At 68.4% G+C, this 19,205-nt stretch carries 16 protein-coding genes; 12 read left to right on the top strand and 4 right to left on the bottom strand.

Going from position 1 to position 19,205, the window contains the following annotated elements; all coding sequences use genetic code 11:
* Window positions 1-548: 548 nt before the first annotated feature.
* Window positions 549-1,553 (top strand): hypothetical protein, encoded by a 1,005-nt coding sequence (locus tag ACFU0Y_RS01720; protein ID WP_380212715.1) that lies wholly within the window; start codon window positions 549-551, stop codon window positions 1,551-1,553.
* A 452-nt stretch (window positions 1,554-2,005) separates the two neighbouring features.
* On the opposite strand, the gene ACFU0Y_RS01715 is transcribed toward ACFU0Y_RS01720, so the two are convergent.
* Entirely contained in the window at window positions 2,006-2,740 is a 735-nt protein-coding gene (locus ACFU0Y_RS01715; protein WP_380212714.1) for a hypothetical protein, read from the bottom strand.
* Between the two features lie 500 nt (window positions 2,741-3,240).
* Between ACFU0Y_RS01715 and ACFU0Y_RS01710 the strand changes: the two genes are divergently transcribed.
* Complete coding sequence (locus ACFU0Y_RS01710) at window positions 3,241-4,569, top strand: serine hydrolase domain-containing protein (protein ID WP_380212713.1); 1,329 nt, start codon at window positions 3,241-3,243, stop codon at window positions 4,567-4,569.
* Here ACFU0Y_RS01710 and ACFU0Y_RS01705 read toward each other — a convergent pair whose 3' ends face one another.
* Window positions 4,570-5,430, bottom strand: coding sequence for an LssY C-terminal domain-containing protein (locus ACFU0Y_RS01705; protein ID WP_380212712.1), 861 nt, complete (start codon window positions 5,428-5,430; stop codon window positions 4,570-4,572).
* A 930-nt stretch (window positions 5,431-6,360) separates the two neighbouring features.
* Here ACFU0Y_RS01705 and ACFU0Y_RS01700 point away from each other — a divergent pair.
* The 7 genes from ACFU0Y_RS01700 (at window position 6,361) to ACFU0Y_RS01670 (ending at window position 13,478) form a co-directional block, all read left to right on the top strand.
* A complete protein-coding gene (locus ACFU0Y_RS01700; RefSeq protein ID WP_380212711.1) occupies window positions 6,361-9,471 on the top strand; it encodes an Ig-like domain-containing protein in 3,111 nt (1,036 codons plus the stop codon).
* Between the two features lie 87 nt (window positions 9,472-9,558).
* Window positions 9,559-10,275 carry a TasA family protein gene (locus tag ACFU0Y_RS01695; RefSeq protein WP_380212710.1) on the top strand — a complete coding sequence of 239 codons (717 nt, stop codon included), beginning with the start codon at window positions 9,559-9,561 and terminating at the stop codon, window positions 10,273-10,275.
* 123 nt (window positions 10,276-10,398) lie between these two features.
* Window positions 10,399-11,307 carry a hypothetical protein gene (locus ACFU0Y_RS01690; protein ID WP_380212709.1) on the top strand — a complete coding sequence of 303 codons (909 nt, stop codon included), beginning with the start codon at window positions 10,399-10,401 and terminating at the stop codon, window positions 11,305-11,307.
* Window positions 11,304-11,954 (top strand): signal peptidase I, encoded by a 651-nt coding sequence (locus ACFU0Y_RS01685; RefSeq protein ID WP_380212708.1) that lies wholly within the window; start codon window positions 11,304-11,306, stop codon window positions 11,952-11,954. The genes ACFU0Y_RS01690 and ACFU0Y_RS01685 overlap by 4 nt, the downstream gene beginning before the upstream one ends.
* A gap of 53 nt (window positions 11,955-12,007) precedes the next feature.
* A complete protein-coding gene (locus tag ACFU0Y_RS01680; protein ID WP_380212707.1) occupies window positions 12,008-12,562 on the top strand; it encodes a TasA family protein in 555 nt (184 codons plus the stop codon).
* A 53-nt stretch (window positions 12,563-12,615) separates the two neighbouring features.
* Complete coding sequence (locus ACFU0Y_RS01675) at window positions 12,616-13,317, top strand: class E sortase (RefSeq protein ID WP_380212706.1); 702 nt, start codon at window positions 12,616-12,618, stop codon at window positions 13,315-13,317.
* Between the two features lie 2 nt (window positions 13,318-13,319).
* Window positions 13,320-13,478: a hypothetical protein gene (locus tag ACFU0Y_RS01670; RefSeq protein ID WP_380212705.1), complete on the top strand. Its 159-nt coding sequence runs from the start codon at window positions 13,320-13,322 to the stop codon at window positions 13,476-13,478.
* Window positions 13,479-13,577: 99 nt separating this feature from the next.
* Here ACFU0Y_RS01670 and ACFU0Y_RS01665 read toward each other — a convergent pair whose 3' ends face one another.
* A complete protein-coding gene (locus ACFU0Y_RS01665; RefSeq protein ID WP_380212704.1) occupies window positions 13,578-14,669 on the bottom strand; it encodes an MBL fold metallo-hydrolase in 1,092 nt (363 codons plus the stop codon).
* 91 nt (window positions 14,670-14,760) lie between these two features.
* Window positions 14,761-15,912 (bottom strand): FAD-dependent monooxygenase, encoded by a 1,152-nt coding sequence (locus ACFU0Y_RS01660; protein WP_380212703.1) that lies wholly within the window; start codon window positions 15,910-15,912, stop codon window positions 14,761-14,763.
* A 127-nt stretch (window positions 15,913-16,039) separates the two neighbouring features.
* On the opposite strand from ACFU0Y_RS01660, the gene ACFU0Y_RS01655 reads away from it, so the two are divergent.
* The 3 genes from ACFU0Y_RS01655 (at window position 16,040) to ACFU0Y_RS01645 (ending at window position 19,168) form a co-directional block, all read left to right on the top strand.
* On the top strand, window positions 16,040-16,987 hold the full coding sequence (locus ACFU0Y_RS01655) for a LysR family transcriptional regulator (protein ID WP_380212702.1): 948 nt from the start codon (window positions 16,040-16,042) through the stop codon (window positions 16,985-16,987).
* 67 nt (window positions 16,988-17,054) lie between these two features.
* Entirely contained in the window at window positions 17,055-18,026 is a 972-nt protein-coding gene (locus ACFU0Y_RS01650) for a fumarylacetoacetate hydrolase family protein (RefSeq protein WP_380212701.1), read from the top strand.
* On the top strand, window positions 18,026-19,168 hold the full coding sequence (locus ACFU0Y_RS01645) for an alpha/beta hydrolase family protein (protein WP_380212700.1): 1,143 nt from the start codon (window positions 18,026-18,028) through the stop codon (window positions 19,166-19,168). The genes ACFU0Y_RS01650 and ACFU0Y_RS01645 overlap by 1 nt, the downstream gene beginning before the upstream one ends.
* The last annotated feature ends 37 nt before the right edge of the window (window positions 19,169-19,205 follow it).

The following is a 19,205-nucleotide window of genomic DNA, read 5'->3' as shown; positions in this document are numbered from 1 at the left end:
CCTCCTCAACCGGGACAACTTCCTGAGGGTGGTCCTCGTGCTGCCACAGAGCCAGAGGCCTTGTCATGGGTGCTGTGTGGGCCCGCCGCTCTGGCGGCAGAAGAGTCGCCCCCCGACGACGGAGCCCAAGGCCCCAGGTCTTCTGCCGCCAGGACGGCGGTCATTCGACCGGTCTGGAGCGGGTCAGCCCCCCGGCTGAGCACTCCGACACGGTCCACGCTGGGTGGGTCAGCCCCCCGACTGAGCACCGTGCGTGATATCCCAACCGTACCGACCAGTAAGGAGAAGATCGACTTTCATACTGTCCCCACTTTCGCTGGCGGACCTCCCCGTCGTGCTCGCGAGGTGTTTCCGGTCCGCGCGCTCCCCCCAGATGCGGCTTCCACCGGCTCGTACAGCAGGCGGGCGTTGCTGTGGCGCTGGCCCTGCGGACACCAACCCCTACTGGGTCTCTGTACGGCGATACGAGATCTGGTCGCCTCATCGGTGTGAGTGTCCTGGTCCCCGTAGGGTGTCGCCCAGGAAGCCCGCACACCGAGGAGCCGATGATGACCGCACCCCACGAGCCGGGCGGCACCGCTGGAAGGCCCTCGGGGTGGCCATCGGCCGGCGCGGGTTCGCGAGCTGCGGCCCTGAAGCTCATCGGGGGTTTCGAGAAGCACTGCGGTCATGGCGCTCCTTTGGTCTCGGAGGTGACGTTCGCGAATGAGCGCATCGGTCTGCGGCTGAGCTCCGGGCAGGAGCTGTCCTTTGCCGGCCTGCCCCCGCTGAAGAGTTACGTCGCCATCTGCACCGCAGCATCGGGCCCCGCGTCCGATCCGGCACCTGATCCGGAGCAACACCGGAAATGGGAGCAGTGGTGGGAGATGCTGCTGGATCTGTCCGGCTATCCCACCTACTTCCAGGACCTGCATCCTGGGCTGGAGGTGATCACCGTGCGGCGGCACCATCGCCAGGCACTGATCACCGTCGGGGACGGAACGACCGTTGAGACCTACAGCGTGGCCCTCGACGAGGACGTGCACTATCCCTTAGGGATCCCGGACGACATCCGTTACAGCTTCAACAACGAGATGGGCCCACCGGCACCATTCGCCAAGAAAATCGCACAACCACCCCTACCGCGCTGTCCTGGGCATGGAATGGTAGGCGGCGCCAGGGACGTAGGTTCACGATCGCGCCCGACGCCGGAGAACGAGAGCAAACACCGCCGTCAGCGCCAGTATCGACAGCGAAATCCAGAAGAGCCAGGGGCCGAGCGGATACATGTCGACGACGATCGGGGGCTGACCGACACCTTGATGGGGGTAGCCGCAGAAGAACGTCGGAGGGAAGAACGACATCTCCCCGGTGAGGTTCGCCTGGTCCATTGCCCCGAGTGCCTGCGTGCTCTGCGGGGGCCCCTCACTGAGGCAGACGTACTGAGGACCGTCCCGGACGGCCAACCCGTGTCCGAGCTGGTTGAAGCTCCACAGCATCAGCGCGAGCACCGCGATGATCCGGTTGGCGAAGCGCCAATCGCTGGGTTCCCTGCCGGCTCTCGGACCGGTTGAAGTGTCCGGCCCCCGGCAAGCCGGCACAGGCGTGCTCATGGCCTGAGCATAGGTCTCGGCGCCCGAACAGCCGTCGTACGGCGCCGGGCCGCTCGATGGGCCACGGGTCGGATTCGGAACCTCGACCGGGTGGAGAAGCCGCAAACCGGGCTAGAGCATCATCCGCGTGGACGGTCCCTGTTACTGCCGGGCCGACCGGGTGTGAGCATTCCGAGCTCATTCACCAGCAGCGCACCTCCTGCCGCAGGCAGGAAAAGCAAGGCGGGCATCCACTCGGTCACGGCGAACAGGCCTAGTGCGAGGAGGAGAACGACGATCGCTGCGACCCGGACTTTGGTGTGCATGACATCACTTCCGTTGCGTACGTGAAGCCAAGCATTCGCCTCTGGGGCAGCTCCGCGCCGGCTGCTTCAGCGTGCGGATTCCTCGTGAGAACAGGAACCGTTACTGAATCACAGCGGGGGGTCGAGGTGCTCGTCGACGTCGTGGATCTCATTGGTGAGACTGGTGCCCTCGGTACCGTCCAACGGGGTGAGATCCACGACGATGCCGGTGCCCACGTCCAGATGCACCCGGTACACCGTGGCCAGACCGCCCGTCGGGGTCGGGTCCTCGGGCCCGTATTCATAGATCCGGGATGCCGGACTGTCCAGCAACGGGCAGCACCCGCACCATGGGAGGTAACCACCCGCCCAGTCCTCGCCGTGACCGGCCAGCGGCCGGCAGGTGGCCGCCCAGGTTGCCCGGCCCCTCAGTACGGTGGCGGTGACGTCGCCGATTTCCACGCCCTGGTCCAGCTCGACGGGGTCGAGCATCGCCGTCCACTGGTAGTCCTGCCACATCGGGTCGCCATGGTCTAGGTGCCAGCCCTCTGGCCGCTGGGCGACCAGCCCGTCCGGGCGCAGCACCACCCCTATCTCGGGCAGGGACAACTCATTTCCCACGCCGTCCACGGCCCCGCCATAGGGCACGCCCTCGGCGACCTCGATCCCGCCCAAGGTGCGCACGACCACCCGGTGCCGGGCCCGGTCGAGCCAGGCCTCCACCGGCCCGCCCTCGGCGGTGGCCCCACCCTCCGACTGCCGACGGTGGGTGAAGTGCAACGTGGTGAACCGCCACGGCGAGCTGGCGGCCAGGGCACGGAAGTCCGCCACATCAGGCATGTCAGGCAGAACCGTCTCGCTCATGCACCCGAGTAGAGCACACCTCGGAGCACACCCAAGGAACGCAACTGCAACGTCGTTTTCTCGGGCAGTGTCCGGTGGTCGGCCATATGCAAAACGGAAAGGTCCGGGTCGATCTCGCATCTGCTGCCCACACGGCGGCTCCTCCGCTGGTCGGTCGTCTCCACGACCCAGGTGGCGCCCCGGCCGCAGAAGGGGCGTGACACCTTCGGTAGTTGGGTAACGATCCGGGGCAGGTCGGCCGGCCGGTCCGGAAGGCCGTCCTACGCTGGGGGCACCGCCTGTCCCACGAGCTCGTCCGGGCCGGTGTGTGATCCAGGGCCGTGGACCGGCCCGTGATCTCATCGATTCCATGGCCCGTGCGTGCTGTCGAGATGTGCCTTCGCGGTGGCGTGCGGCGCAGGGGTCGACTTCGTCGTCCACGACGACCGAGCCTGAAGCACTGTTCTCCGGGTGCAGGCCCTCCCCGGACGTGGTCTGCGCCGATCGAGAAGGAAACGAAGATGTCCTCACCTGCACGATCCACGCGCCACACGTTCGCCGCCGCCACGGCGGCGGTGCTCCTCATCGGGACCGGCGGGGCAACCGCCGTCCCGCCCTCTCCGGCCGCGCCGGCGGCCACTCCGGCCGCCGCGGCGGCACCGTCGGCTTCGGCCACGGGCTCCGAGTCCTGTGTCACCGATGTCGACGACGTCGTCGCCCGAGAACCCTCCGCACAGATGGCCGAGCCGTTGCCCGAGGAGCTGGCGACGACGTTGGATGCCGCCGCTCGGGCCTCGTTCGCCCATGCCTCTACCCCCGGCGCGGTGGTGGGGGTCTCCTCACCGGAGGGCACCTGGACGGCCGCCTACGGAGTGGCCGACCCGGCCACCGGGGAGCCCATGGAGGTGGGGGTGCACACCCGCGTCGGATCGGTCACCAAGCCCTTCACCGCCACCTTGATCCTGCAGCTGGCCGAGGAGGGTGAGCTCTCCCTGGAGGACCCCATCGCCGACTACGTCGAGGGCATCCCCAACGGGGAGCAGATCACCCTGCGCCATCTGGCGGACATGACCAGCGGGGTGGCCAGCTACACGCGCAGCACCCAGTTCACGGACCGCTTCTTCGCGGATCCGCAGCAGGTCTTCACCCCGGAGGAACTGGTCGCCGTCGGCGTCTCGGAATCTCCCCTGTTCGCCCCCGGTGAGCAGTTCGACTACTCCAACACCAACTACATCCTGCTGGGCCTGGTCATCGAACAGGTCACCGGCCAGCCGATCGGGGAGGTCCTGGAGGAGCAGATCTTCGACCCGCTGGGACTCGACGAGACCGCATGGCCCGGGGACTCCACCGAGATGCCGGAACCCTACGCGCAGGGCTTCACGCTCCAGGGCGACACCGCGACCCCGGAGGCACCGGTCAACGCCACCCACTGGAACCCCAGCTGGGGAGCCACCGCCGGGGCCCTGATCTCGGACGTGGACGACCTGCTGGCCTACGGCCGTGCCATGGGCACCGGGCACGGCCTGCTGGAACCGGAGGCCCAGCGAGAGCGCCTCACCTCGTTCCAGCCCCCCGAGTCCGGCTACGGGCTGGGCTTCGGGTGCATCGACGGCTGGGTCGGGCACACCGGGACGCAACCCGGCTACAACACCACCGTCTACTACGACACCACCACCGACACCACCGTGGTCGTGCAGGCCACCAGCGACATCCCCTCCGGGGACTGCCCGGAGTCCCCGGTGCTGGCCGACGACCCCAGGACACTGCCGTGCGCCACCCCGGCCACACGCATCTTCGCCGAGGTCTCCACCGCCCTGGGCCACACCTTCACCCCCAACCCAGAACGCTGATCACCCGCCCCACCGAATCGGGCGGACATCGATGATGGGCAGGTCCCCGTCTGTCTCGATGGCGTCCCCGCCTCCGTTGCGGGCGTGATAGCCGGCGGAGTACTGCTCCACGACGTGGACCGTGGCGCCGACGGCATGCAGGGACGAGACGACGAGATCACGCTCGCGGTCGGTGTCCGCGGCGATCTTGTGCGTGATCTGGAGGGTGAACAGGGACAGTCCCACGCGCCGGTCGAAAGTGGCCGCCCCGATGAGGTCGACGGCGTACCCGCCGGGAAGCCTCCACCCCGGCGGGCAGATCCAGAACCGGACGTGGTGGCGCTGGGCCGGGCTGCCCGCCACCTCCCGCTCGAACGCCAGGGACTGTCTGGACCCGAAGGCGAACAAGGGGCTGACGGGCGCCGCCGGGTAGCTCCGACGGAGCAGGGACGCCCGCACGATGTGCCAGCCGGTGCCGAGGGTCAGCGGATCCGCGGCGGTCCAGCCGGCCCCGACCATCGCCGCGGACAGCTGCGCGGGGGTACCGACCACCGCCAGGTTAACCGGGTCCCCCAGCAGGCCGTCGGAGGTGCGGGCCCGCCCGATGAAGTAGCTGGGGACGTAGATGCCGGTGAGCAGACGATTCAACCGGGGCAGGAGCACATAGGCCGACAGCACCCAGAGGGGCAGGAACAACCAGGGCAGACGCCCGTCGTCGTCGACCTCCTCGAGGACGAGATGGTAAACGCCCCAGCCGGACAGCACGCTGGTGATAAGGAAGCCGAACCGGTGCGCCCACAGCACCACGGTGGCCCGTCGGGCACCGCCCCCGGGCAGCGGGCTTCGCTCGTCGCTGTCGGGGTGCCCACGTCCTGCGTCCATCTCGTGCTCCCCGCCCCGTGTCCCGCACCGGACGTCCCCGGCGCCGGTCGTGGTACTCCCAGGCTAGTGACGGCACCAGCACCGGTGGAAGCGCCGCGGGGGCCTGCCGCAGGACTGGGCGCTGTCCGAGTCGGCTGATGGCCGCCATCCGGCCCTATGTAAAGCGGCAGGGTCTGACGCGTGGTCAGGTTCCATCTGATCGCTGATCAGATCCACCAATGACAGAGCGCCGGCGAATCCACCAGCAGAAGAAGGAATCGAGGCGATCATGGACAAGCCGGTGAACTGCGCCCCAGTGACACTGCGGTCCACTTGTCGTTGGCTGCGGCCATCAGCGTTGCGGCCACTACGAGCGGCCCTAGCACGAGATGACCCTTCCCCAACTAATGAACGTGTTTCACATCACGCGTAACATGCACTCTTTACGTTCGCAATGAGATGCGTTTTCATCCTATTGTGAAGGCGCCCCCCTGGCTCGAGCGACGCCTCCCTTCGCCTTTCGCGGACCTTCCTGGTGTGTCGATGCGAGTGCCCCCGCCTGATGGACACATTCATGCACTCTTCCTCGCCTTCTCCTGCGACATCTGAAATCCTCGCCGTGAAGTACCCGGCCGAATGGCCGCAGGCACACGCCGCGCATAGGGCACTCCTGTCTGTGGAGCTTCGTCGATGATCCGAGTGCAGAGTGGCCTGTGGCGCTCCATCGTGTGGTTGCTGGTCCCGGTCCTGTTGGCGACATCCTTGCTCTTCCTGGCCGCTGCTCCAGCCCGAGCGGCCGGCAGCGTTCTGCTCACGGAATCCTTCTCCGGGACTTCAGTGCCCGATTCCGCGTGGGCTCGACTGGGTCAGGCGTGCTTGACCCGGGCGACCACCGCCCCTGCTGCTGGCTCGTCCCCCTTGGGGGTGTGTGCGAACCGCACCAGCGCACCAGTGTCCAGCACGAATCCCGGTTTTCTTCAGCTCACCGACACCCGGGGCAACGTCAGTGGTGGGGTGGTCTACAACAAGCCGATCCCGGCCAATGGCGGGCTGGATGTGACTTTTGATCAGTACCAGTACGGCGGCACCGGGGCGGACGGCATCGGGTTCTTCCTTTCAGACGGTTCCAAGGACCTGACCAGCACCGGTGCCATCGGCGGGTCCTTGGGCTACGCACCGAACACCAGCACAGATGGTGTCAACGGTGGCTATTTCGGGGTGGGACTGGATGCTTTCGGCAACTACTCGAACCCCACCGAGGGTCGTGACACCGGCTGCACCGCCCCGACCCGTGGTCCTGGTCCACGGGCGAACTCCATCGCACTGCGAGGACCTGGACAAGGCAAGACCGGATACTGCTATCTGGGGGGCACCGCCGCTGGATCTGCCACGTTCCTGCGCGCCTCCTCCACCAACCTCAGCACCTCGAACCCAGCGGCCGGAGCTGGGCGCAGTATCCGGGTCACGGTCTCGGCCGAGACCCGGCCGCTGGTCATCGTCTACCGAGGCACCAGCGCCGGGGCGGCAACCACTGAAGTCTTCAGGTACCGGATGACCACCGATACGCCGGCCACCTACAAGCTGGGCTTCGTCGCTTCCACCGGTGGATCCACCGACACTCACTTGATCCGCAACGTCAGCGTGTCCTCCGTCGAAGACCTCGGGGCACTGAATCTGGTGAAGCAGATCGACCAGACCACCACCCAGCCGGCCTCCTACAAGGAGGGCGACAGAATCCCGTATTCCTTCGTGGTCACCAACCCATCCCAAGCCACGCTGAGCAACGTCGCCGTCAACGACCCGAAGATCGCCAATGTGTCCTGCCCGGCGACCACCTTGGCCCCGCTGGCCTCGGTCACCTGCACCGGCAGCTACACCGTCACCGCCGCGGACGCGGTCGGCTCCGCACGGGAGGTCACGAACACCGCCACGGCCACCGCCCAGCAGGGCACCACCACCATCACCTCCAATGTCTCTACAGCCACCGCCCCGCTCACGGCCCCGTCCCCCGCCCTGGGGCTGACCAAAACCGGCAACCTGGCTGACACCAACGGCAATGGTGCCGGGGACCCCGGGGAGAAAGTCACCTACTCCTTCACGGCCCGCAATACCGGCAACGTGACCTTGTCGGGGGTGACCGTGACGGATCCGAAGGTCACAGGGATCACCCCGGCCACGGCCACGATTGCCCCGGGCGCGACCGCGACGTTCACCTCCGCGGCTTACACGATCACCCAGGCCGACGTGGATGCCGGCACCGCGTTGCGCAACACCGCCACCGCCACCGGGCGCACCGGAGTCAACGTCACGGTGTCCTCCGCGGCGGCCACCGCCGACACCCCGATCCGCTACACCCCACAACTGTCCTTGACCAAGACCGGGGCCCTGCCCTCGACCACGACCAGCACGGCCGGGGACACCGTGCGCTACTCCTTCACCGTGGAGAACACCGGCAACGTCGCGGTGACCGGGGTGGGGATCACCGACCCGCTGGCCGGGCTGTCGAACATCTCCTTCGGCGCTTGGCCCGGTACCACCGGCGCCCTGAGCCCAGGACAAAAGGTTACCGCCACCGCCACCTACCCCTTGAAGCAGTCCGACATCGACGCCGGGAAGCTGGCCAACACCGCCACCGCCACTGGCCAAGCGCCCAACGGCTCGACCGTGACCCGACAGGCCACCCACACCCTCACCGTGCCGCAAACCCCGAAACTGGCCCTGACCAAGACCGCGGACCGCTCCGGGATCACCGCGGCCGGGGAGAAGATCACCTACACGTTTACCGCCACCAACACCGGCAACACCACCCTGACCGGGGTGCGGATCACCGACCCCAAGGCCGGGCTGTCGACGATCACCTACGGCACCTGGCCCGGGGCCGCCAACACCTTAGGCCCGGGGCAGAAGGTCACCGCGACCGCCACCTACACCGTGACCACAGCGGACATGTCCACCACCGCGGTCTCCAACACCGCCACGGCCACCGGCACCCCGGGCACGGCCGCAGCGATCACCACCACCGCTACCTCCACCGTGGCGGTGCGCCCGGATCCACGGGCCGATCAGGTGCGGGTGACCCAGGGGGAGGAAATCACCTTCAACGTGCTGGCCAACGACGGGCCGGCCGCCGAAGGGGCCACTTTCACCCGCGCCCAGGCATCCCCCACACCGAAGCTGATCGGGGAAGCCACCGGCCCCGTCCCGGTCTCTCCCGCCCACGGCAGTATCACCTGCATCGATTCCGGACCCGACCGCGGGCAGTGCACCTACCGGTCCCTGGACTCCTACACCGGCACCGACGGCTTCGACTACGCCCTGCGCCAGTCCTACCAGACCTGGAACGTGCACGTGGCCATCACCGTGGTTCCCACCAACCACACTCCCACCGCCCGGGCCGACCGGGCCGTGGCCACCGCCGGCGGTGACCCGGTCACCATCCGGCCCCTCACCAACGACAGTGACCCGGACACCGGCGACACCCTGGTGATCGCCGAGGCCACCGCCCCGGCTAGCACCGCCGGGCAGTTCTCCTGCACCGACACCGAGTGCACCTACACCCCCGAGGACGACTGGACCGGGATCATCGAGATCCCCTACACCGTCACCGACCGCTCCACCACCGACCCGGGACCTAGAACCGCGGCCTCCACCATCCGCATCTACGTCGACCCCCCGCCCCTGGACGTACGCGGGTTCCACGACCGGGCCAGCACCGACGTTCCCGTTGCGGCCGGGGTGTGGCAGGAGACCACCACGATCACCGGCGCCACCCCGATGTGCGCTGCCGGGCGCCCGGCTACCCGCATCACCTGGGCCGGTCAGCAGGCTGCCACCGGGTGGATGCTCGAGCGCCGGCTGGCCCCGGCCGGTGGCACAGACCCGGCCTGGCAGCGCGTGGCGTCCCTGGGAGCGGGCACCACCGAGTTCACCGACACCCGCCTGGGCGAGGGGCGCACCTACCAGTGGCGGACCCGACCGGACCTGCACCGCTGGGAAGGGACCCCCTCGACCGCCTCCCCACCGGCCACCCAACCGTCCGCCACCACCGCCGCCGGCTGCTGACCCCCCCCCCCCCCCATGAGACCAACCTCCTCCCCCCACCCGGAGAACCCCCCGATACTCGGGCTCCACCACCAGAAAGGCACCACCATGACTGCAACCACCCCCTCCCCCACCCCCGACGCCCAGAAGAAGGCGACCCGCAAGAAGATCGTCGCCTCCACCGCCGTGCTGGCCGGTGTGGCCGCCGTGGCCGGCATGGGCGCCTTCGCGGTGTTCACCGACTCCGACTCCACCACCGCCAACGTCGACGCCGGGCAACTGGGCATCGTGCTCTCGGAGGACTACACCGTCTCCGACATCGCCCCCGGCGACACCATTCAGCGCCCGGTCACCATCTCCCTGCCCGACAACCTCAACGACGGCGACCTGGTCCGAGCCATCGACCTCTCCGCCGCCGCCACCACCGAGACCCTCGGCACCAACGACCCCGCCCTGCCCGGTGACGGCGAGTCCCTGGTGACCGGCGCGGATGGCCTCAACTACGAACTGCGCACCTGCAACGGCGGGACCTGGGCAGCCCCGGACACCACCCCGGCCGGGCCCTACACCTGCTCGGGTACTACGGTGACCACCGCCTCCGGGAAGCTCTCCACCATTGAGACCGCCACCCCCGCCGAACTGACCCCGGCCGACTTCGGCTACCCCGCCGGTACGGCGACCTTCCCCTCCGACGCCGGGGACGTGAACCTCAACACCCTGCTGGTGCTGCAGCTGCCCACCGCGGCCGACAACGACTACGAGAACGCCGCTGCGGCCATCACCTTCACCGGTGAGGCCATCCAGCGCGACGGCATCCAGAAGTAGCCACCCCCTTCACTGCGGTGGGGGCCGGTGTCACCAGCACACCGGTCCCCACCACAGCCACCCCACACACTTTGAGCTGACCCGGGAAGGAGACCCGTCATCCGCGCCCCCGCCCTGACCGCGGTGCTCCTGGCCCCGGCCCTTCTGCTCACCGCCGCCGCATCGGCCACCGCGAACCACGTGGCTGGCAGCGGCGGTCTCGAGGTCGTGGCCCTGCCCGGCGCCCCCGGTCATTTCAGCAACCTCGCCCCCGGGGACCGCACCGAGTGGGGCATCCAGATCACCAACTCCACCCACGACACCGTCCCGCTCTATGTCACCTTCGGCACCGCCGGCCAAGACGTGCTCATCACCGACGTCCAGGACGGACTGCAGTTGGACGTGCAACTGTGCCGGCAACCCTTGGACACGGCCACACGGGACAACGGTGCTGTGGTCTTCGCCTGCCCCACCGAGCCGGTGGAGATCTGCACCGCAGCCGCCGCCGAGCTGCGGACCTTGAAAACGTCCACGGGGCTGGAGGCCGGGGCCACTGTGGGACTGCGGGTGCGGGTGGAACTGCCGGTCACCGCCGGCAACGACTTCGAACTCACCGACGGGCAACTGCGGGCCCGCTTCGCCACCACCGGCACCCCCACCCCGTGCCCGAACCAGCCCACCCCCGGGCCCACACCGGAGACCCCCGAGACTCCGGATGGAAGCGCCTCACCCCAACCCGGCCCGCCGACCCCGACCCCGGCCACCCCCGGCAACAGTCCGACGCCGCACCCGGGTGCGGGGTGGCCAGATCCCGGCCCTACCGGGGTCACCGATGCCCCCGCCGCCGACGGGCCGGTCGGGTCCGGGACACACACCGGCAACGGCCCCGGTGCCGCGGCCGGCCACGACGCCACCGGGGGCGGCCCGGGTGAGTCCTTGGCCCAGACCGGGCGCAACCTCCTGGCCGCCGCCCTGGGGGCGATTGCCGCCATGGCACTGGGAGCCATCCTGCTGGGCGTCGCCCGCCGCACTCGAGCCCAGGACAGCCCATGAGCGGGGTCCCCGCCCTTGCGGGCCAATTCCTGAACCGGCTCACCGGGGTGCTGCTGGGCCTGGCAGCGGTAATCGCGGTGACCCTGTTCGTGCTCACCGCCACCGGCACCGCCCGTTTCGTCCCGGTGCTCTCCAACTCCATGGCCCCGGACATGCCCAAAGGCTCCCTCGCGATCGTCACCCCCACCCCGGCTGCGGCCGTCGAGGCCGGAGACGTCATCGTCTTCACCGCCCCGGACGAATCCCGCCGCCCGGTCATCCACCGCGTCACCCACCGCTACGGCCCCGAGGCCGCCGCCACCATCGACGACTGGAGCCCGGACAAACTGTTCCTGAGAACCGCCGGCGACAACAACCCCGGACCCGACCCCTGGATCCTCGTGCTCGATGAGACCTCCGTATGGGAACAGCACACCGTCATCCCCTACGCCGGATGGCCCGTCCTGAGCCTGTCCGAGCCCACCACCCGGATGATCGCCTTCGGCGCTGGAGGCGCACTCATCGCCACCTGGGCGATGATCCACATCTGGCGACGCCCCACCCCCACCTCGGAGACCCCTACCCCGGACACCCCTCCGGTCGAGACGACCCCTCATCCGGCTGCCGGCGACACCACCGGCCGTACCACCACGGACACCCGACCATGACTTCTCCTGCTCCCTCCTCCCCCGAATCCAGCCCACCGCGCCGGTTCCGGCGCATGGCCTTGACCGCCACGCTGGCCGGGACCTTGGTGGTGGGCGGCACCGCGTGGGCGGTCTTCACCGCCGCCGACACCAGCACCGCCTCCGTGGCCTCCGGGGCCGTCGACCTGGAGTGGGACGACACCGGGCTCCTGCCTCTGGCCTTGCAGATCGGTCCGCTGTACCCCGGGGAATCCACTGAGCAACTGGTGAACCTCGACCACCAAGGCACCGTGCCCGTCACCGAGATGCAACTGGCCTACACCGGCACCGACTCCGCCCCCACCAACCCCTCCGACGGCATCCAGATGGCCTTGGAAGAATGCTCCCTGCCCTGGGCCGGCACGGGGCAGAACACCGCCTGCCCCGGGATCACCACCACCCTGGCACCGGACCGGCCCGTCACCGGGCGCACCGACCTCAGCACCACCGCCGCCACCACACCCGGGGCCACCAGCCACCTGCGCTTCACCTTCCGCCGCCCCGACTCCAGCCCCACCGAAGCCCAAGGAACCTCCACGACCCTGGAGTTCACCGTGCTCGGCAACCAACGCCCCGGCCAACAACGCTGACCCCGCCCATGGACCCCACCGCCCGGTGCCGCCCCCAGAACCCCAGCCTTTCGATGACACACCTGGCAGGGGAACTGTTGATCACCGTGGGGGCACTGTTGGGGCTGTTCCTGCTGTGGCAACTGTGGTGGACCAACATCGAAGCCAACAGCGTTCACGAACAAGCCGTCGCCGAAATGACCGAGCGTTTCAACGAGCCTCAACGTGCTCTGGACGCCACCAGCACCGGCGGGGACCCCGTCGTGGCCACAGCACCGGCCTACGGGCAGGACATCGGCATCATCTACATCCCCCGCTTCGGCCCCGACTACGCCCGCCCCGTCATCGAAGGCACCGGTCCTGATGTGCTCGACACCCTCGGGATCGGCCACTACCCCGACACCGCCATGCCCGGAGACACCGGCAACTTCTCCCTCGCCGGCCACCGGCAGACCAACGGCAAAGTCTTCGACCTGATCCACACCCTGGAAACCGGAGACCACATCCACCTCCGCACAGCCCAGGGGTACTACACCTACACCGTGATTTCCCACAAGATCGTGGCCCCCACCCACACCCAGGTCATCGCACCCAACCCGGAGAACCCCCAGGCCGCACCGGAGCAGCGGCTGCTCACCCTCACCAGCTGCCACCCCCGCTACGGGGATGCCGAACGCTACATCGTCCACGCCGAACTCGGCGCCTGGCGCCCCACCCAGACCGGCCCCCCACCCGAGATCGCCACCATCGTGGCCGCCCACACCTCCAAGGAATGACCGTGTACCGCTGGATCTACCACCACTTACCCGGACCCCGGCCCGTGCGTATCGTGCTGCTCGCCGCCCTCCTGGCAACCGTGCTGATCCTGCTCTTCCAGCTCGTCTTCCCCTACGCCGCACAGTTCTCGCCACTGGGCACCGCAAACACAGTGGAGTAACGCACCCGTGCACCCCGGAGGAAGATTGCTCCAGAGAAAAGCGACTCTAACCGGCCATATGTAAAGCGGAGGGGATGGTCCCGATAGTCCGTGCTGACTTCATAAGGTGATTGTGTCGAGGTCCATAGGCGCGAGTATCTGGCCGGTGTAGCCGGCCTTCTCAGCAGCAGGGCGGATTATGGCCAGCCAAGTGGCGGCCGGGTGGACGACGGGGGTGTAGTGGTTGAGGACCAGTTTCTTGGCACGGGCGGCCTTGGCCACGGCCGGGAGGTCCAGCACATCGGAGTGCGATCGGTAGAGGTGCTTGCGCAGCGCTTCGCCCTGGGCCGGCGGGTAGCTGGCGGCGACGCGGTCCACGGCGGTGTTGTCCTGGGCCTCGTGCACCAGCACGTCGCAGCCCTGGGCGAGGGCGATAAGGTTTTGGTCCGGGGCGGCGGTGTCGCCGGAGAACACGACGGTCTTGCTGGTGTGCTTGAGGGTGAACCGGTAGGCGTAGGCGTCCTTGACTTCAGGGCCGTGGAAGACACGGGTGGCGTCGACGGCGACGTTGTCGTCTTCCATCACCCGGGTGATTCTCCGGGTGGCCGACAGGGAGACGTCGTGGGCCTTCAGCGCGGGGAACACGGGGATGATCCCACCTGCTGTGAACAGGTTGATGTCCTCGCCGAAGGTGGTGCGGATGCCGGCGATCTTGCGTGACATTCCGGGGGGTCCCCATAGGTCAAGGGAGGTCAGCGGGGGGCGGCCTCCGGCCCAGCCGTGGAGGACCAGGTCGGGCAGACCGGAGGTGTGGTCCAGGTGCTGATGGGTGATGAAGACATGCTTCACGTCCCCGAAGCCCAGCCCGGAAGCGACCAGCTGTCGGGTGGTGTCCAGGCCGGCGTCGATGAGGTACACGCGGCCGTTGGCCACCAGCGCCAGTGCTGGTTTCGCCTGTCCGGGGGCGACGACGGGGCCACCGCCCACGCCCAGCATGACCAGTCGGTCCCCGCTCGGGGTGGCGGCGGCCGCCTGTGCAGAGGCAACGGTCGTCTGTCCCAGGGCGCCGGCTGTGAAAGCGGCGCCACCCAGTGCCACGGTCGTTTTGAGGAGGGAGCGGCGCGAGGCTGCGAAGGCCGGCGTGGCAGGTGCGTCGCTGTCTGTTCCGCCGTTTCGGGTTCCGCGGCTCAGGTTCTCGTCGGCATCACACATGAGTCCTCGATTGGTCGTTGAGTGGGTTGGCGCAGCCCCTGCAATATCGGTCATGTGGGGCTGTGCGGTGGGGTTAAGGGGTGGAGAGGGTTCAGGCGGCCTGGTTGAGGAGGGTCTCGACTGTGGCCATCTGGCCGGGCAGGGCTTCGCGCATGTGCTCCACGGCGTGGGGCAGTGCTTCCTCGGTGACGGCCATCTCGCCGAAGAGGATGGCGTGGGAGACGTCCTGGACCAGCTTCGCCCGCTCGAAGCGGCGCTCCATGAAGCACTGCAGGGCATCTGAGACGGAGGGCTTGTTCTGGAGTTCCTCGGCGAGGATGACGGCGTCCTCCAGTGCCATGGCCGCGCCCTGGGTGAGGTGGGGGGCCGAGGCGTGGGCGGCGTCGCCGATGATGACGGTGCGCCCGGAGAACCAGGGCGCGGGCAGGGACACTTCGCTCAGCGGGCTGTAGACGATGCCTTCCGGGCCGGTGATGCTCTCGCGCACCTGCCCGATGATTCCGCCGTAGCCGGCCAGGCGGTCCTTGAGCAGGGTGTCGAACTGTGCCGGGTCGTGCTTGGGGTTGCCGGGCTCGGGGGTGACGTGCAGGAGGTACATGGTGTCCTCGGACAGCGGGATCAGCCCGGCCTTGGTGCCATTGCCTTGGAAGAGCATGGTGTGGGTGACTTCCTGCGGGCGGGGACGCATCAGCCTCCACACGGCGTAACCGGTGAACTGCGGCTCGCCCAGGTTCCCGAAGACCTTCCGGCGCAGCGGTGACCGGTAGCCGTCGGCGCCGATCACCAGGTCGTAGGTGGCCGTCCGGCCGTCGGTGAAGCCCACGGACACCGCGTCGGGACCGTTCTCGACGGTGTCCACGGTGACCCCGTTGGTGATGGTGGCTCCGGCCTCGGTGGCGGCGGTGAGCAGAATGGCCTGCAGGTCCTTGCGCGAGAGCGCGTTGTTGGCCGGGATCCGGTCATCACCCATGGACGTGGGCACCTCCACCACGGGGGTGCCTTGCCAGTCGAAGAAGGCATTGCGGTCGTACTGGTATCCCGCCGCCAGGCACTGCTCGAGCACCCCGATGGCATCCAGGGCTCGCAGGGAGTTGGCCGGCTGGTTGATGCCGACCCCCAGCACGTGGTTGTCGGCGCGGACTTCCACGACCTCAACGGCGACTCCTCGTTGGCCCAGGGCTGTGGCCGTGGCCAGGCCCCCGACCCCGGCTCCGACGATGAGCACTTTCTCGACAGACATCATGGCGATCTCCCCTAAGCTGTGACGGGCGTTACACATTGGTGTTGACCCTAGGGCGGGCCCGAGCGCGCCGGTACGGGGAGATTTGCGATCCCCACCATTGATGAGATTGATAGATAGGACCGGTGCCATGTCAGCGCAGTTGCGGAACGTGGATCTGAACCTCCTGGTGGCCCTGGACGCGCTGCTGACCGAACGCAGTGTGACGAAAGCGGCCCAGCGCCAGCACATCGGCCAGCCGGCGATGAGCACGGCCCTGGGGCGGTTGCGCCGGATGTTCGATGACCCGCTGCTGGTGCGCAGCGGCCGCGGACTGACACCCACCCCCCTGGGGGAGTCCCTGGAGGGGCCGGTGCGCAAGCTGCTGGCCGATGCTGATGCCTTGCTGGCCGTGCGCCGCCGGTTCGATCCGACCACCGACCAGCGGGCCTTCTCGGTCATCGCCAGCGACTACGTCGCCCTGGTCCTGCTGCGCCCACTGCTGCGCCGGCTGGCGGTCCAGGCCCCGAACGTGCGGGTCCACATCCGCCCGGTGCAGGAGGACTACGCCGATCAGCTGCGCAAGGGCGCCACCGACCTGGTGATCCTGCCCCGGGACGTGCTGCCGACCCAGCTGCAGTTCCCGCACGAGCCGCTGTTCACCGACGAGTACGTCTGCACGGTGGGCACCGACCACCCCACGGTGGGGGCGGAGATCTCTCTGGAGCAGTTCCAGACCGAGCCTTACCTGGCCTACAACGCCGGACCGCTGCCTTCGATCGCCGAGCAGCAGCTGGATGCCCTGGGGATCTCCCGCAACGTCGAGGTCACCACCCAGACCTTCGTGTTGGCGCCCTTTCTGCTCTACGGCACCCGGTTGATCACCTTGTTGCACCGGCGCCTGGTGCTCTCCATCCAGGACCAGGCCGGATTGCGCACCGTGGCCACCCCGATCCCGTTGCGCCCGATCCAGGAGCTGATGGTGTGGACCCACGCGGTCCAGGAAGATCCGGGGCACATCTGGTTGCGTCAGCAGGTCCGCCAGCTCGCCGACGAACTCGATACATCAACGGCATTGATGGATCCCATTCCAGACTGAGCATTGAGTGAATAATCCAGCGCCCATAGTGTCCTCACCAACACCTAAAACGTGAGGAAGCTAACAAATGCGCTGGGTTACCTATCGCTCCGCCGCGGATCCCACTCCGCGGGCCGGGCTGCTGGTCGGGGACACCGTCCGGGCCCCGTCTGCTGATGCGTCGCTGCGGGATCTGCTGGCCGAGGGTCAGATCTCTTTGAGCGCGGCGGCCCGTGAGGCCTGCGGCCACCCGCACGAGGTGCTGCCCCTGGCCCAGGTGCAGGTGCTCGCCCCGATTCCGGACCCGCCCTCGGTGCGCGACTTCATGGCCTTCGAGGAGCATGTGGTGACTTCCATGGGCGCCCTGGGCACCAGCGTGGACCCGGTCTGGTACGAGCAGCCGGTCTTCTACTTCACCAACCCGGCCGCGGTGGTCGGGCCCACACAGGACGTGGCGGTCTCCCCCGGGTCCACGGAGTTCGACTACGAGCTCGAGATCGCCGCGGTGATCGGGCGCCCGGGATCGAACCTCACCGTCGAGCAGGCCGAGGAGCACATCGCCGGGTACACGATCCTGTGCGACTGGAGTGCCCGGGATCTGCAGGCGGCGGAGATGCGCGTGGGCCTGGGCCCGGCTAAGGGCAAGGACACCGCCACCTCGCTGGGGCCCTACCTGATCACCCCGGACGAGCTGGCTTCCTACCGGGCCGGCAACGGCTACGACCTGTCCATGAGCGTGCGCGTCAACGGCACCACCTATAGCACCGGCAACTGGGCGGATCTGTACTGGTCCTTCCCGCAGATGATCTCCTACGCCTCGCGCGGGACCACGCTGCGCACCGGCGATGTGATCGGCAGCGGCACCGTGGGCACCGGCTGCATTCTCGAGCTCTCCCGCGTCCACGGCACCGGCGCCTACCCCTGGCTGCGCCCCGGGGACCAGGTGGAGGTGGCCGTCGAGGCTCTGGGCACCCTGCATTCCACGATCCGGCCCCCGGTTGTTCTGCACCCGCTGGGGCCAGCTTTGACCACGACACCGACCCAAGGGGACCGTTCCTGATGTATGAGTATTTCCCGACCAACTACGTGTGGAATCTGGCGACGAACATCGCGCTGAACACCGGCGGGCACATCACCGAGATCGACGAGATCTGCCGTCCCCTCCTGGAGGTCTCCGCCGGCGGTGACGACGAGGGCACCGAGGCCTTCTTCCAGGCCTGGTGCGCCCGGGCGGACCGGTTGGTGGAGCTGGCCCGGCGGGACCAGGCCGCTGGCCACGACCTCAGCGCGGCCCGCAAGTACGAACGCGCCTCGGTCTACTACCTCACCGCCGAACGCCAGCAGAGCCGCCACTTCGCCCCCCGCCAAGAGGCCTACCGCAAGATGCTCGAGACCTTCGAGCTGGCCATCACCTGCGGGCAGCGCAACTGTGAGCGGGTGCAGATCCCTTACGAGGGCACCACTCTTCCCGGGTTGTTCGTGCGCGCCCAGGGCGTCGAGGGTCCTGCACCCACGATGGTGCACTACAACGGCCTGGACAGCACCAAGGAAATGATCTACGGCTCCGGGATCGCCGATGAACTGGCCGCCCGCGGCATCAACACCCTCATGGTCGACCACCCCGGGGTGGGGGAAGCCCTGCGGCTGCAGGGACTGACCGGCTACGCCAACAGTGAGCGCTGGTCCGGGCCGGTCGTGGACTACCTGGAAACCCGCCCCGAGGTTGAGAACACCCGGATCGGGGTCATGGCCTGGTCCCTGGGCGGCTACTACGCCCCGCGGGCGGCGGCCTTCGAGAAGCGCTTCGCCCTGTGCGTGGCCTGGGGCGCGAACTACAACTGGGGCGAGATGCAGAAACGCCGCCAGGCCAAGGAAGGAGCCAACCCCGTTCCGCACTACTGGGACCACGTTCAGTGGGTCTTCGGCAAGGACTCCATGGACAGCTTCATGGCCTTCGCCCCCCAGATGAGCCTGGAAGGTGTCGTCGAGAAGATCGAGGTGCCCTTCCTCGTCACCCACGGCGCCAACGACCGGCAGATCCCCCTGGAGTACGCCTACGCCCAGTACGAGGCGGCCACCGCCAGCCCCAAACGAGAGCTGCGGATTTTCACCGCCGAAGAAGGCGGGGCCGAGCACGTCAGCGCCGACAACATGTCCATCGCCACCTCTTACATCTCCGACTGGGTCGCCGAGAACCTCTGACCCCGCACGTCCTGCCCCACCCCTTTCCTACCCACAT

It is taken from the genome of Kocuria sp. NPDC057446 (genome assembly GCF_042802875.1).
GTDB lineage: Bacteria > Actinomycetota > Actinomycetes > Actinomycetales > Micrococcaceae > Kocuria.
The sequence above is the reverse complement of the archived record's forward strand: the minus strand, read 5'-3'. Positions and strand labels throughout refer to the sequence as shown.

Coding starts and splice junctions, on each gene's coding strand:
- ACFU0Y_RS01650 (WP_380212701.1), top strand. CDS start 17,055: ATGCGCTGGGTTACCTATCGCTCCGCCGCGGATCCCACTCCGCGGGCC.
- ACFU0Y_RS01645 (WP_380212700.1), top strand. CDS start 18,026: ATGTATGAGTATTTCCCGACCAACTACGTGTGGAATCTGGCGACGAAC.
- ACFU0Y_RS01710 (WP_380212713.1), top strand. CDS start 3,241: ATGTCCTCACCTGCACGATCCACGCGCCACACGTTCGCCGCCGCCACG.
- ACFU0Y_RS01665 (WP_380212704.1), bottom strand. CDS start 14,669: ATGTGTGATGCCGACGAGAACCTGAGCCGCGGAACCCGAAACGGCGGA.
- ACFU0Y_RS01705 (WP_380212712.1), bottom strand. CDS start 5,430: ATGGACGCAGGACGTGGGCACCCCGACAGCGACGAGCGAAGCCCGCTG.
- ACFU0Y_RS01655 (WP_380212702.1), top strand. CDS start 16,040: ATGTCAGCGCAGTTGCGGAACGTGGATCTGAACCTCCTGGTGGCCCTG.
- ACFU0Y_RS01715 (WP_380212714.1), bottom strand. CDS start 2,740: ATGAGCGAGACGGTTCTGCCTGACATGCCTGATGTGGCGGACTTCCGT.
- ACFU0Y_RS01685 (WP_380212708.1), top strand. CDS start 11,304: ATGAGCGGGGTCCCCGCCCTTGCGGGCCAATTCCTGAACCGGCTCACC.
- ACFU0Y_RS01680 (WP_380212707.1), top strand. CDS start 12,008: ATGGCCTTGACCGCCACGCTGGCCGGGACCTTGGTGGTGGGCGGCACC.
- ACFU0Y_RS01675 (WP_380212706.1), top strand. CDS start 12,616: ATGACACACCTGGCAGGGGAACTGTTGATCACCGTGGGGGCACTGTTG.
- ACFU0Y_RS01695 (WP_380212710.1), top strand. CDS start 9,559: ATGACTGCAACCACCCCCTCCCCCACCCCCGACGCCCAGAAGAAGGCG.
- ACFU0Y_RS01720 (WP_380212715.1), top strand. CDS start 549: ATGACCGCACCCCACGAGCCGGGCGGCACCGCTGGAAGGCCCTCGGGG.
- ACFU0Y_RS01660 (WP_380212703.1), bottom strand. CDS start 15,912: ATGATGTCTGTCGAGAAAGTGCTCATCGTCGGAGCCGGGGTCGGGGGC.